The sequence below is a fragment of the Microbacterium sp. IEGM 1404 genome (genome assembly GCF_030056775.1).
Classification (GTDB): Bacteria; Actinomycetota; Actinomycetes; order Actinomycetales; family Microbacteriaceae; genus Microbacterium.
The window spans coordinates 653,141-665,421 of record NZ_JASHKP010000003.1 but is presented as its reverse complement, the minus strand read 5'-3'; the positions used below and the strand labels follow the sequence as shown (position 1 = coordinate 665,421).

12 protein-coding genes are annotated in these 12,281 nt (G+C 69.9%); 8 read left to right on the top strand and 4 right to left on the bottom strand.

The annotated features are described in order from the left end of the window. Positions 1 to 95 precede the first annotated feature (95 nt). The 4 genes from QM517_RS13785 to dhaM all read left to right on the top strand — a co-directional run bounded on the left by QM517_RS13785 (position 96) and on the right by dhaM (position 3,234). The gene (locus QM517_RS13785) at positions 96 to 797 is read left to right on the top strand and encodes a lysophospholipid acyltransferase family protein (protein ID WP_303655663.1); all 702 of its coding nucleotides are present in this window, start codon (positions 96 to 98) and stop codon (positions 795 to 797) included. Positions 798 to 884: 87 nt separating this feature from the next. Beyond that, the gene (gene dhaK, locus QM517_RS13780; RefSeq protein WP_077050619.1) at positions 885 to 1,880 is read left to right on the top strand and encodes a dihydroxyacetone kinase subunit DhaK; all 996 of its coding nucleotides are present in this window, start codon (positions 885 to 887) and stop codon (positions 1,878 to 1,880) included. Further along, positions 1,877 to 2,512: a dihydroxyacetone kinase subunit DhaL gene (gene dhaL, locus QM517_RS13775; RefSeq protein ID WP_283288131.1), complete on the top strand. Its 636-nt coding sequence runs from the start codon at positions 1,877 to 1,879 to the stop codon at positions 2,510 to 2,512. The genes dhaK and dhaL overlap by 4 nt, the downstream gene beginning before the upstream one ends. Beyond that, positions 2,509 to 3,234 carry a dihydroxyacetone kinase phosphoryl donor subunit DhaM gene (gene dhaM, locus QM517_RS13770; RefSeq protein WP_283288129.1) on the top strand — a complete coding sequence of 242 codons (726 nt, stop codon included), beginning with the start codon at positions 2,509 to 2,511 and terminating at the stop codon, positions 3,232 to 3,234. Before dhaL ends, dhaM begins: the two co-directional genes overlap by 4 nt. Before the next feature lie 15 nt (positions 3,235 to 3,249). Here dhaM and QM517_RS13765 read toward each other — a convergent pair whose 3' ends face one another. Beyond that, positions 3,250 to 4,215: a sugar-binding transcriptional regulator gene (locus QM517_RS13765; RefSeq protein ID WP_077050242.1), complete on the bottom strand. Its 966-nt coding sequence runs from the start codon at positions 4,213 to 4,215 to the stop codon at positions 3,250 to 3,252. A gap of 110 nt (positions 4,216 to 4,325) precedes the next feature. Here QM517_RS13765 and QM517_RS13760 point away from each other — a divergent pair, with 110 nt between their 5' ends. The 3 genes from QM517_RS13760 to glpK all read left to right on the top strand — a co-directional run bounded on the left by QM517_RS13760 (position 4,326) and on the right by glpK (position 8,523). Beyond that, positions 4,326 to 6,044, top strand: a complete 1,719-nt coding sequence (locus QM517_RS13760; RefSeq protein WP_283288128.1) for a glycerol-3-phosphate dehydrogenase/oxidase — start codon at positions 4,326 to 4,328, stop codon at positions 6,042 to 6,044. 120 nt (positions 6,045 to 6,164) lie between these two features. Beyond that, positions 6,165 to 6,920: an MIP/aquaporin family protein gene (locus tag QM517_RS13755; RefSeq protein ID WP_077050621.1), complete on the top strand. Its 756-nt coding sequence runs from the start codon at positions 6,165 to 6,167 to the stop codon at positions 6,918 to 6,920. A gap of 91 nt (positions 6,921 to 7,011) precedes the next feature. After that, entirely contained in the window at positions 7,012 to 8,523 is a 1,512-nt protein-coding gene (glpK, locus tag QM517_RS13750; RefSeq protein ID WP_077050244.1) for a glycerol kinase GlpK, read from the top strand. Positions 8,524 to 8,609: 86 nt separating this feature from the next. Here glpK and QM517_RS13745 read toward each other — a convergent pair whose 3' ends face one another. Both QM517_RS13745 and QM517_RS13740 read right to left on the bottom strand, forming a co-directional pair. After that, complete coding sequence (locus tag QM517_RS13745) at positions 8,610 to 9,089, bottom strand: hypothetical protein (protein ID WP_283288124.1); 480 nt, start codon at positions 9,087 to 9,089, stop codon at positions 8,610 to 8,612. A gap of 26 nt (positions 9,090 to 9,115) precedes the next feature. Next, complete coding sequence (locus QM517_RS13740; RefSeq protein WP_077050246.1) at positions 9,116 to 9,586, bottom strand: OsmC family protein; 471 nt, start codon at positions 9,584 to 9,586, stop codon at positions 9,116 to 9,118. Between the two features lie 55 nt (positions 9,587 to 9,641). Here QM517_RS13740 and QM517_RS13735 point away from each other — a divergent pair, with 55 nt between their 5' ends. Further along, a complete protein-coding gene (locus QM517_RS13735) occupies positions 9,642 to 10,625 on the top strand; it encodes an asparaginase (RefSeq protein ID WP_077050247.1) in 984 nt (327 codons plus the stop codon). 86 nt (positions 10,626 to 10,711) lie between these two features. Here QM517_RS13735 and QM517_RS13730 read toward each other — a convergent pair whose 3' ends face one another. Beyond that, complete coding sequence (locus QM517_RS13730; RefSeq protein WP_077050248.1) at positions 10,712 to 12,244, bottom strand: APC family permease; 1,533 nt, start codon at positions 12,242 to 12,244, stop codon at positions 10,712 to 10,714. Between the last annotated feature and the right edge of the window lie 37 nt (positions 12,245 to 12,281).

The window sequence follows — 12,281 nt, the reverse complement described above, 5'->3', positions numbered from 1 at the left end:
AGAGCCCCATGCACGGGGACGCATGCGGCGCGCAGTAGCCTCGACGAGTGAGTTCCGACGAACCGGGCGGCACCCCCACCGTCCCACCGAAGCAGATGGGCGCGGCCTACGGGCTCGGGCGCTTCTTCATCGCCCCGCTCGCCCGGGCCGTGTACCGTCCCCGGGTCGAGGGGCGGGAAAACGTCCCGCGGACCGGCCCGGTGATCTTCGCCAGCAACCACCTGTCGTTCATCGACTCGATCGCGATCCCCGTGGCCTCGCCGCGCCCCGTGCACTTCCTCGCGAAGTCGGCGTACTTCGAGAAGTGGGCATCGCGTCAGTTCTTCACCGCCATCGGCGCGATCCCGGTCGAGCGCGGCGCCGGACAGGCTGCTCTCGACGCCCTCGACCAGCAGCGTGCGCTGCTCGAGGACGGGCGCGCGGTGGCGCTCTACCCCGAGGGCACGCGCTCGCTCGACGGTCGCCTCTACAAAGGCCGGACGGGCGTGGCTTTCCTCGCGCTGCAGACCGGCGCCCCGGTCGTCCCCGTCGGCCTGATCGGCACCGACAAGGTCATGCCGGTCGGAGCCAAGGTCCCCTCCACGAAGGAACGGATCACCGTCCGCTTCGGCGAGGCGCTCGACCTGTCCCCCCATGGCGCGGCCTCCTCCGGCCGGGCACGACGCGGAGCGACCGACGAGATCATGTCGGCCATCCACGTCCTCAGCGAGCAGGAACTGGCCAACGCCTACAACGAGGTCCCCGCGCAGAATCCGATCGACAGGATCAAGCAGGTCCTCCCGCACGAGCGCATCTGAGCGGACGCCCTTGACGTGGCGGCCCGCGGCGAGCAGGGTCTGAAGGGGCGGGCCCGAACCCGCCGCAGCCACGACGAGGAGGCACCCGTGAAGAAGTTCGTGAACGACCCGGCCGACGTGCTGGCGGAGGCCCTGCGCGGCATCCACGCCGCTCATCCGGAGCTTCGCATCGACACCGAGAACCGCGTGATCCTGCGCGGTGAGCCCACGCGTGAGGGCAAGGTCGCCCTGGTCTCGGGCGGCGGATCGGGGCACGAACCGCTCCACGGCGGGTTCGTCGGCCGCGGGATGCTGGACGCCGCGGCCGCCGGCGAGGTGTTCACCTCGCCCACGCCCGATCAGGTGCTCGCGGCGACGCAGGCCGTCGACTCCGGAGCCGGCGTCCTCCACATCGTCAAGAACTACACCGGCGACGTGCTGAACTTCGAGATGGCCGCGGAACTCGCCGCCGCCGAGGGCGTACGCGTCGAGTCGGTCGTGGTCGCCGACGACGTCGCGGTGCAGGACTCCACGTGGACCGCGGGTCGCCGGGGCACCGGGACGACCGTGATCCTGGAGAAGATCGTCGGAGCGCTCGCCGAGGAGGGCGCCGACCTCGACGCGGTCGCGGCACTGGCCCGGCGCGTGTCCGAGTCGGGACGCTCGATGGGCGTCGCGCTCACCAGCTGCACCGTCCCCGCGGTCGGCCACCCGACCTTCGAGCTGCCCGAGGACGAGATGGAGGTGGGCGTCGGCATCCACGGCGAACCCGGCCGGACCCGGGTCAAGCTCGCCACCGCGCACGAGATCGCGAAGCTCATGGTCGACCCGATCGTGCACGACTTCGGCGAGGCCGTCGGGCCGGCGATCGTGCTGCTGTCGGGCCTGGGCGGCACCCCGCTCATCGAGCAGTACCTCCTGTACGGCGAGATCGCCCCGCTGCTCGCGGAGGCCGGGGTCGACGTCCAGCGCGTCCTGGTCGGCGACTACATCACGAGCCTCGACATGGCGGGTGCGTCGCTGACGGTCGTCAAGGCCGACGACGAGTTCCTGCGCTTGTGGGACGCCCCGGTGGTCACCCCCGGCCTCCGGTGGGGCGCATGAGCGGGGCCGTCTCGACCGACGACCTCGTCGCCTGGATCCGCGCGTTCCGCGACGCCGTGCAGCAGCACCGCGACGAGCTCACCGCTCTGGACTCCGCCATCGGCGACGCCGACCACGGATCCAACATGGCTCGCGGCCTCGACGCCGTGGTGGCGAAGCTCGAGGCCCCGCCCGCTTCCGCCGCCGATCTCTTCAAGACCGTGGGCATGACCCTGGTCTCGTCGGTCGGTGGAGCGAGCGGCCCGTTGTACGGCACGTTCTTCCTGCGGATGGGGCCGGCTCTCGCGGAGGGGACGGATGCCGCCTCCCTCGGCGCGGCTCTCCGGGCCGGCGCCGATGGCGTGGTCGCCCGCGGCAAGGCCGAGCCCGGCGACAAGACGATGGTCGATGCCCAGCTCCCCGCCGTCACCGCGTGGGACGACGCCGTCGCCGCCGGCGCGGACGCCGCCGACGCGGCTGCGGCCGCCGCGGAAGCGGCCGCGCACGGCCGGGACGCCACCGAACCCCTGGTGGCACGCAAGGGCCGCGCGAGCTATCTCGGCGAGCGCAGCGCGGGGCACGTCGACCCGGGCGCGGCATCCACGGCGCTCCTCTTCCAGACGCTGAGCGACACTCTGGCGGCACGGGGGTGATCGGTATCGTCGCGGTCTCGCACAGTCGTCCGCTGGCCGAGGCCGCCGTGGATCTGGCGCTGCAGATGGGCGGAGGCGACCCGCCGACCGTCCTGGTGGCGGCCGGCGGTCCGGACGGCGATCTCGGAACGGATGCCGCGGCGATCGCGGAGGCCTTGGATGCGGCGGATTCGGGCGACGGCGTCCTGGTTCTGATGGATCTGGGTTCCGCCCTCCTGAGCGCGGAGATGGCACTCGAGTTCGCCACGGCACCGGATCGCGTGACCCTGAGCCCCGCCCCGTTCGTGGAGGGTCTGGTCAGCGCGGTCGTCACGGCCGCGGGCGGCGCGACGCTCGCACAGGTGGCGGCCGAGGTCGCGGGGGCGGCCGAGGCGAAGCGCGTGCACCTCGGCGCGACGGAGGCGGCCGCTCCGGTACCGGAGCGCGAGAGCGCGCAGTCGGGCGACGAGCTCTCGTTCGAGACGACGGTCGTCAATCCCTCCGGATTGCACGCCCGCCCCGCCGCGACGTTCGTGAAGGCCGCGTCCCGGTTCGACGCCGATGTGCAGATCGCCGAGATCGGTGGCGAGACGCCCCCGGTATCGGCACGGAGCCTCCTCGCACTGATGGCCCTCGGCATCCGCCAGGGCGCACGGGTGAGGGTGACCGCCACCGGTGCTCAGGCGGCCGAGGCGCTCGAAGAGCTGCGAACTCTGATCGACGACGGATTCGGCGAGGTGTGACGCGCCCGGCGTCCCTCAGCGGGTGACGCTGAGCAGGCGCCGGGCCAGGGCCTCTTCGACGACGAGCTCGGTGACCAGTCCCGCCGCGAGCGCTCCGCGGAGCGCCGTCAGCTTCGACAGGCTGGACACGACGCAGAACCGGCGCGGAATGCGGCGCACGGTGTCGAGATCGGGACCGCTGGACCGGGCGTTGAGTTCGGGGATGTCCCACGAGCCGTCGACACGGTAGAACACCGTCGCGCAGTCGCCGACGACGCCCTCCCGCTCGATGATCGCGCGGTCGCGCTCGTCGAAGTAGTCGCCGCTGTAGACGTGGGAGGGGACCTCGGCGTGCGGGGAGCCGAGCCCGAAGACGAACAGGCCCACGCGCTGCTGGATCTCCAGGACCGACCGAACCGACCGCTCCCTCCACATGGCCTGCTTGGTCCGGGGATCGTCGAACAGCGCCGGCACCGGGAATTGGTGCACGGACGACGACCACGCCGCCCCCAGGCGGGACAGGATCTCCCCCGCGTAGGGGATGCCGGAGGTGCGCAGGTTCGCGGCCCCGTTCATCTGCACGATGTGGGTGTCGTGCACGTCCTTCGCCGGCACGTGCCGCGCGATGGCCGAGAGCGTGGATCCCCACGCGATGCCGATCGTCATGGAGGATTCGATGCGCTCGGCGAGGATGCGTGCGGCGGTCAGGGCGGTGCGCTCGAGACGCTCGGCCTCGGAGGTGCGCGCCGGAGTGGGCACGACGTGGGCGGTGATCCCGAAGCGATCGGCGATGCGCTGCGCCATCTGACCGCGCGCATCGTCGGGCGGGCTGATCGAGATCGTGACGAGCCCCACGTCCCGGGCGTGCTGCAGGAGTCGGGAGACGGAGGACCGGGAGACGCGCATCTCATGGGCGATGGCATCCATCGTGAGGTCCTGCATGTAGTACAGCTGCGCCGCGCGCAGCGCGTCGCGCGAGCGTTCTTCCGTCTGCGTCGTCATGGCCGGCCTTTCTGCGCTTGCCCATTCTGCACGTTTGTTCAAGGGGCTTGCAACAACGTGCAGGGGCGCGCATTCTTCTTCGGTACCCACAACGAAAGGTCGCAGTCGACATGTCGTCCCCCTCTTCTTCGCTCCGCGCCGACGTTCAGGCGCTCCGTGACGCCGAAGACCTCGACGTCCTCATCATCGGAGGGGGAATCAACGGCATCGCCACCCTCCGCGATCTCGCCCTGCAGGGCGTGAAGGTCGCCCTCGTCGAGCGCGGCGACTTCGTCTCCGGCGCATCCTCGGCCTCGAGCCACATGGTCCACGGCGGCATCCGCTACCTCGAGAACGGCGAGTTCCGCCTCGTGAAGGAAGCAGTCACCGAGCGCAACGACCTCCTCAAGACCGCTCCCCACTACGTCAAGCCCCTCGAGACGACGATCCCGATCTACAAGACGTTCTCGGGCATCCTGTCGGCACCGTTCCGCCTCCTCGTGACCCACGGTCGCGGCAAGCCCAACGAGCGCGGTGCCCTGCTGATCAAGGTCGGTCTGATCATGTACGACACCTTCTCGCGCGACGGCGGCTCGGTTCCCCGTCACAAGTTCCTCGGCAAGAAGAAGTCGCTGGCGGAGCTGCCCCGGCTCAACCCCGATCTCGCCTACACCGCCACCTACTTCGACGCCTCGATGCACGACCCCGAGCGCATCGCGCTCGACGTCCTGCACGACGGCATCGTCGCCGGCGGCGGTCGCACGCAGGCCGTCAACTACGTCTCGGCCGTCGGTGCCGACGAGAACGGGGTCCGCGTGCGCGACGAGGTCTCCGGTGAGGAGTTCAGCGTCAAGGCCAAGGTGATCCTCAACACCTCCGGCCCGTGGACCGACCTGACCAACGGCGCACTGGGTCTCACCACGCAGTTCATGGGGGGGACCAAGGGTTCGCACATCGTGCTCGACAACCCGGAACTCCTCGCCGCCACCGGTGGACGCGAGATCTTCTTCGAGCACTCCGACGGCCGCATCGTCCTGATCTACCCGCTGAAGGACCGCGTCCTGGTCGGAACGACCGACATCGACGCCGACCCCTCCCAGCCGGTGGTGTGCACCGACGACGAGATCGAGTACTTCTTCGACCTCATCGGACACGTCTTCCCGACCGTGCCGGTCGACCGCTCGCAGATCGTCTACACCTTCTCGGGCATCCGCCCCCTCCCCCGCCACGACGACACCGCCCCCGGCTTCGTCTCGCGCGACTACCGCATCGTCGACGACGAGATCGGCGGCATCCCGGCCATGAGCCTGGTCGGCGGCAAGTGGACCACGTTCCGCGCCCTCGCCGAGCACCTCAGCATGAAGGCGCTGCAGAGCCTCCGCCGTCCGCACCGCGTCAGCACCCAGGGCCTGCCCATCGGTGGCGGCAAGGGCTTCCCGACCACTCCCGAGGAGCGTCGCCGCTGGGTGTCGGCTCGCACGAATGCGCACTCGACCGCGGTCGTGGAGGCCATGCTGGAGCGCTACGGCACGCGCGCCGACGCGATCCTCGACGTCCTGCCGGCGGAGCCCGCCGCGCTCGAGCACGCTCCCGGGTACTACCGCGAGGAACTCGTCTGGATCGCGGAGCACGAGCAGGTCGTCCACCTCATCGACGTGCTGCTGCGGCGCACGCACCTCGCCTTCGTCGGCGGGATGAGCGAGCGCACGCTGCGGGAGGTCGCCGAAGCGGTCGCCGGGCCGCTCGGATGGGATGCCGCCCGCGTCGACGACGAGATCGCGACGGCCACCGAGGCGCTGCGGACCGCGCACCGCGTCGATCTGGCCGAGGCCGGGGTGGCGCGAATCTGAGAGAACGTGCGGGCGCGCCGTCTGTTGCGTGCCCGCACGGCGGTCGTAGGTTCAGAACAACCGAGCCGCTACATGCCCGAGCCGATGGCGGCCGGGCACAACAGAAAGGTCGATGACGACATGCAAGAAGTGAATCTGGGGCTGTACTTCCTCTCGGAGGTCGTCGGCACCGCCATGCTGATCCTGCTGGGTTGTGGCGTGGTGGCCAACGTGGCATTGGCCAAGACCAAGGGCAATGCCGGTGGATTCCTGATGGTCAACTGGGGCTGGGGTCTCGCCGTGTTCGCCGGTGTGATCGTGTCGGCGTACTCCGGCGCTCAGCTCAACCCCGCCGTCTCCATCGGGCTCCTCGTCGCGGGCAAGATCGGCTTCGTCCAGTTCCTCGTCGCGGTCGCCGCGCAGCTGGTCGGCGCCATCATCGGTGCCGTCCTGGCCTGGGCCTCCTACAAGCAGCACTTCGACGACGAGCCCGACCCCGCCGCCAAGCTGGGCGTGTTCTCCACCGGTCCCGCCATCCGGTCGTACGGCTGGAACCTGGTCACCGAGATCATCGCGACCTTCGTCCTGGTCTTCGTCATCTTCGGATTCGCCGACTACGGCGTCGCCGACATCGGCGTCCCCGGCGGCATCGGCGGGCTCGCCGCCGTCCCGGTGGCGCTGCTCGTGGTGGGTATCGGCGCCTCCCTCGGTGGCCCGACCGGTTACGCGATCAACCCCGCCCGTGACCTCGGACCTCGCATCGCGCACGCGATCCTGCCCATCAAGGGCAAGGGTTCGAGCGACTGGGGCTACTCGTGGGTGCCGGTCGTCGGCCCCCTCATCGGCGGTCTCCTCGCCGGTGTCCTCTCCCCGGTCCTGCTGCACCTCAGCAAGTGACCTCCCACGGGGGCGCCCTGTCGGCGCCCCCGTGCCCACCCCTTCCCTCCTCCGTTCCACCTCAACCCACCACTGACAAAGGAGTCCATCCATGGCCGACTACGTCCTCGCCATCGACCAGGGCACGACCTCGACGCGCGCGATGATCTTCAACAAGTCCGGGGGCGTCGTCGCCGTCGGTCAGAAGGAGCACGAGCAGATCTTCCCCAAGGCCGGGTGGGTCGAGCACGACCCGCTGGAGATCTGGCGCAACACGCAGGAAGTGATCGGTCTGGCCCTCAGCCGCGCCGACATCACCCGCCACGACATCGCCGCCGTCGGAATCACGAACCAGCGCGAGACCGCGGTGGTCTGGGACAAGAACACCGGAAAGCCGGTGTACAACGCGATCGTCTGGCAGGACACGCGCACCCAGTCGATCGTCGACCGTCTCGCCGACGGCGACACCGAGCGCTACAAGAGCATCGTGGGCCTGCCGCTGGCGACCTACTTCTCGGGCACCAAGATCGTGTGGATCCTCGAGAACGTCGACGGTGCACGCGAGAAGGCGGAGGCCGGCGACCTGCTGTTCGGCACCACCGACACCTGGGTGCTCTGGAACCTCACCGGCGGCATCGACGGCGGCGTCCACGCGACCGACGTCACCAACGCCAGCCGCACGCTGTTCATGGACCTCGAGACGCTCCAGTGGCGCGACGACATCCTCGCGGACTTCGGCGTCCCGAAGTCGATGCTCCCCGAGATCCGCTCCTCCTCCGAGGTCTACGGGCAGGTCGAGTCCTCCTCGCTCCTGCGCGAGACCCCCGTCGCCGGCATCCTGGGCGACCAGCAGGCCGCCACGTTCGGTCAGGCCGCCTTCGACCCGGGTGAGAGCAAGAACACCTACGGCACGGGCAACTTCCTGATCTTCCAGACGGGCGAGGAGATCGTCCACTCGGAGAACGGCCTGCTGACGACGCTGGGCTACAAGCTCGGCGACCAGCCCGCGCGCTACGCCCTCGAAGGGTCGATCGCCGTGACCGGATCGCTGATCCAGTGGCTGCGCGACCAGCTCGGCATCATCTCCTCGGCTCCCGAGGTCGAGGCGCTCGCCAGCTCTGTCGACGACAACGGCGGCGTGTACTTCGTGCCGGCGTTCTCGGGTCTGTTCGCTCCGTACTGGCGTCCGGACGCCCGCGGCGCGATCGTCGGCATGACGCGCTACGTCAACAAGGGGCACATCGCCCGCGCCGCCCTCGAGGCCACGGCCTTCCAGACGCGCGAGGTGCTCGACGCGGTCAACGCCGACTCCGGTGTCGACCTGACCGAGCTCAAGGTCGACGGCGGCATGACCGCCAACGACGCCCTGATGCAGTTCCAGGCCGACATCCTCGGTGTGCCGGTCGTCCGCCCGGTCGTCGCCGAGACGACGGCGCTGGGTGCCGCGTACGCGGCCGGTCTGGCCGTCGGCTTCTGGGACAACCTCGACGACCTCCGCGCCAACTGGCAGGAGGACAAGCGCTGGGAGCCCGACATGGACTCCGCCGAGCGCGACCGCGAGCTGCGCCTGTGGAAGAAGGCCGTCACCAAGTCCATGGACTGGGTCGACGACGACGTGCGCTGAGCGCCCCTGTCACAACGGAACCCCGTCGGCTCGCTGCCGGCGGGGTTCCGTCGTTCCCGGGAGTTCCGGCATCCGGATGCCGAGGCTCACCGACCGGGCTTGGGGAACGCCGCTCGCACGGCATCGGACTGCAGGTAGTCCGAGACGCCGATGAGGAGGATCGCGAAGAGGATCTGCTCGGTGACGACCCAGAACGGGTACAGGCCCGGGATCGCGGCCAGGACGAGGGCGACGACCGGGAAGATCCGGCTGAACAGCTGGAGGCGCCGGAACGCCCAGTACCAGCCCGCCCGCGCCCGCCAGAGGAAGTAGAAGAGGGTCGTCGTGATGCCGAGCACGACGAGGCACCGCATCCACACGGCGAACCCGACGTCGTCCCCGCCGATCGTCATGACCGCGGCGACGACGACGGTTGCCACACCCAGGAGGAATCCGGCGGCGAGGAGGAGCGTGATCGCCCGGAAGGCGCGGCGGACCCGCGGATCGTCCGACGCGGGGACACGATGGTCGGCCTGTCGTCCGCCCGCGAGGCGGTCGAGGCGTCGCAGGGCGGGTTCGAGCTGCATGGCCCCACTGTACGACGCGCGAAGCGTCAGGCCGCGGTGACCACCGGCTCGTGACGCACCGGGAAGTTCACCGAGTTGGCGATGAAACACCACTCGCGCGCCTGCCGGTGGGCTGCGACCGCGGCGGCGACCATCGACTCGTCGGCGACGACGACGCGGGGACGCAGCAGGACGTCGGTGAACGCTCCTCCGCCCTTGCCGTCCTCCACCATCGTCCCGGTCGCGTCGTCGCTGTAGGAGACCACCACCACTCCCGTGGTCACGCAGGCATGCAGGTACGACAGGAGGTGGCACTCGCTGAGGGCGCCCAGGAGCAGCTCTTCCGGGTTCCACTTCGCCGGGTCGCCGCGGAACGGCTTGTCCGCGGACGCCTCCAGCAGCGGCTTGCCGTCGACCTCGAGCGAGACCGAGCGGTCGTAGTCCCGGTATCCGCTCGTGCCGCTCCCCCGGTCGCCGGTCCACGTGGCGTGCAGGCGGTACTGGTGCTCTCCGATCATGGTGTCCATCCTGCCCCCTCCCGTGTCGTCCGGAGCCGCCGGATACGATGGACGGATGCCTCTCACAGCCCCGGATGCCGTCGAACTCGCCGTCGTCGAGCGCAACGGATTCATCGAGTCGCGCCACCACGGCGTCGCCGTGGTGCTCTCCCCCGACGGGTCGGAGCATCTCGCTCTGGGCGACCCCTCGGCCCTGTTCCTCCCCCGCTCGAGCATGAAGCCCCTGCAGGCCCTCGCGTGCCTGTCCGCGGGTGCGGAACTGAGCGGAGAACGCCTCGCGCTGTCGATGGCGAGCCACTGCGGCACGGACCGCCATGTCGAGGTGGCCCGCGGCATCCTGCAGTCGGCCGGCCTCACCGAGGACGACCTGGGCTGCCCCGCGGCCTGGCCGAGCGACCCGCAGACCCGCGACGAACTGGTGCGCGACCACGGGGTGCCGTCGCCGCTGCGCATGAACTGCTCCGGCAAGCACGCGGCCATGCTGCTGACATGCGTCACCAACGGCTGGTCCACGGCGGACTACCTCGACCCGCAGCACCCGCTGCAGGTCCACATCCGCGAGGTCATCGAGCGTCTGGTCGGCGAGCGCCTGACCACGACCGCGATCGACGGGTGCGGCGCACCCGTCTACGCCATGACCCTGACCGGACTCGCCCGTGCCATCCAGCGGATCGCGACCTCCTCGGAGCGGTCACCGTTCGCGCTGCACCGCAGCGCCGGCGCCCTGGTGCGCGCGGTCCGGGAGAACCCCTGGACGATCGACGGGCCGGGCCGGGCCGACACCGTGGCGATTGAGCGACTCGGCGTCTTCGCCAAGATGGGCGCCGAGGGCGTGCAGGTCATGACGGCGCAGGACGGCACCACCGTCGCGCTGAAGATGCTCGACGGGTCGAACCGGGCGGGGCACGCCGTGGCCCTGCGGCTTCTCGAGCGCGCGGGCGCACTGGAAGCCTCCGCGGTCGCCGACACGCTCGCGGCGCTGCCGCTCGGCGTCCTCGGCGGGGGTCAGCCGGTCGGAGCGATCCGCGCCGCAGTCTGACGCGGAACCGCGCTGACGGACGGCTACCTGGTCGCACGCGCGGCCGCGCCGGGCGCCCCCCGAGGAGGCGACCGGCGCGACGTGGATCAGATGCCGCCGTCGACCGACCGCGGGTAGGCGATCGGCTCCTCGGGCACGAGCACCTCGGTCTCGCGGTTCAGGCTCTCTCCTCGGAAGAACGGCTTCGACCGGGGGAAGGCGTACCAGAGCACCATCAGCACGACGCCGATCGCGAGCGAGCCGATTCCCAGCACGAACGTCCCGCCGATCCCGAACAGTACCGTGTTGCCGTACTCGGGGTCCCACATGTCGATCGCGGACTGCACGAACGCGTACGTGAGCATGAGCGCGCCCAGCAGGGGCAGGATGCCGCGGTAGAAGAGGTTCTTGGCCGAGGTGAACAGGTCGCGGCGGAAGTACCAGACGCAGGCATAGCCGGTGATCGCGTAGTAGAACGCGATCGCCAGCCCGAGCGACAGGATCGAGTCCTGCAGGATGTTGTCGCTGATGAGGGTCATGCCGACGTAGTAGACGCTCGCGACGATCCCCATGACGAGCGTCGAGAACGACGGCGTCTGGAAGCGCGGGTGCACCGTGCTGAATCGCTTCGGAAGCGCCTTGTAGGCCGCCATCGCCAGCGTGCCACGAGCGGTCGGGAGGATCGTGGTCTGCGTCGACGACACGGCCGAGATCAGCACGGCCACGATGAGGATCCATCCGAAGGGGCCGAAGAGACCGTCCTTGAGCGCGAGGAACACGTCGTCGGCGTTGTCGACGTTGGCCAGTCCCGTCCCGTCCTCACCCACGCCCGCGTACATCATCGCCGCGACCGTGACCGCGACGTAGGTGCCGAGCAGGATGACGGTGGTCAGCAGGGCCGCGCGTCCCGGGATGCGCTTGGGGTCCTTGGTCTCCTCGTTGAGGGCGAGACACGTGTCCCACCCCCAGTAGATGAACAGCGCCAGCAGCACGGCCTCGGTGAACCCGCTCCAGTCGGTGAAGCCGAGCGGATTGAACCAGGCCAGGTCGAACGGCGTCGGGTTCGGGGCCGTTCCGTCGAAGAACTTCCACAGCGCGACGATGACGAACAGCGCCAGCACGAGGTACTGCACGCCCAGAAGGATGTTCTGGATGCGCTCCCCGATCTCCACGCCGCGGTAGCTCACCCAGGTCATGGCAGCGATGAATGCGACACCGGTCGCGGTCACCAGCGGGACGTTCTCGGCGAGCGAGCCGTCGCCGATGAGGGTCCAGAGATAGATGCCGGCGATCTGCGCGAGGTTCGCCAGCACGACCATGCCGGCCACGGCGACGCCCCATCCGCCCATCCAGCCGACCCACGGACCGAATGCCTTGGTCCCCCACGTGAAGGTCGTGCCGCAGTCGGGGACGTCGTTGTTCAGCTCGCGATACGCAAAGGCGATGAACAGCATCGGGATGAAGGCGATGATGAAGGCGATGGGGGCCGAGGCTCCCACAGCGAGGACGACGAAGCCCAGGGTGGCGACGAGCGAGTACACCGGCGCGGTAGAGGCGAGACCGATGACGGTCGATCCCCAGAGGCCGAGAGTACCCGCAGCGAGGCCCTTGCCGGCCGTCCGTTCGGGTGCGGTGGTCATCTGCTGAACGTAGGAGTCAGCAGGCCCCCGGGTCAAG

What these genes read in the sequence shown, in the direction of transcription:
- QM517_RS13745 (WP_283288124.1), bottom strand. Translation starts at nt 9,089, where the DNA reads ATGCAGCTCGAACCCGCCCTGCGACGCCTCGACCGCCTCGCGGGCGGA.
- glpK (WP_077050244.1), top strand. Translation starts at nt 7,012, where the DNA reads ATGGCCGACTACGTCCTCGCCATCGACCAGGGCACGACCTCGACGCGC.
- QM517_RS13765 (WP_077050242.1), bottom strand. Translation starts at nt 4,215, where the DNA reads ATGACGACGCAGACGGAAGAACGCTCGCGCGACGCGCTGCGCGCGGCG.
- QM517_RS13735 (WP_077050247.1), top strand. Translation starts at nt 9,642, where the DNA reads ATGCCTCTCACAGCCCCGGATGCCGTCGAACTCGCCGTCGTCGAGCGC.
- QM517_RS13760 (WP_283288128.1), top strand. Translation starts at nt 4,326, where the DNA reads ATGTCGTCCCCCTCTTCTTCGCTCCGCGCCGACGTTCAGGCGCTCCGT.
- QM517_RS13785 (WP_303655663.1), top strand. Translation starts at nt 96, where the DNA reads ATGGGCGCGGCCTACGGGCTCGGGCGCTTCTTCATCGCCCCGCTCGCC.
- QM517_RS13755 (WP_077050621.1), top strand. Translation starts at nt 6,165, where the DNA reads ATGCAAGAAGTGAATCTGGGGCTGTACTTCCTCTCGGAGGTCGTCGGC.
- QM517_RS13740 (WP_077050246.1), bottom strand. Translation starts at nt 9,586, where the DNA reads ATGATCGGAGAGCACCAGTACCGCCTGCACGCCACGTGGACCGGCGAC.
- dhaL (WP_283288131.1), top strand. Translation starts at nt 1,877, where the DNA reads ATGAGCGGGGCCGTCTCGACCGACGACCTCGTCGCCTGGATCCGCGCG.
- QM517_RS13730 (WP_077050248.1), bottom strand. Translation starts at nt 12,244, where the DNA reads ATGACCACCGCACCCGAACGGACGGCCGGCAAGGGCCTCGCTGCGGGT.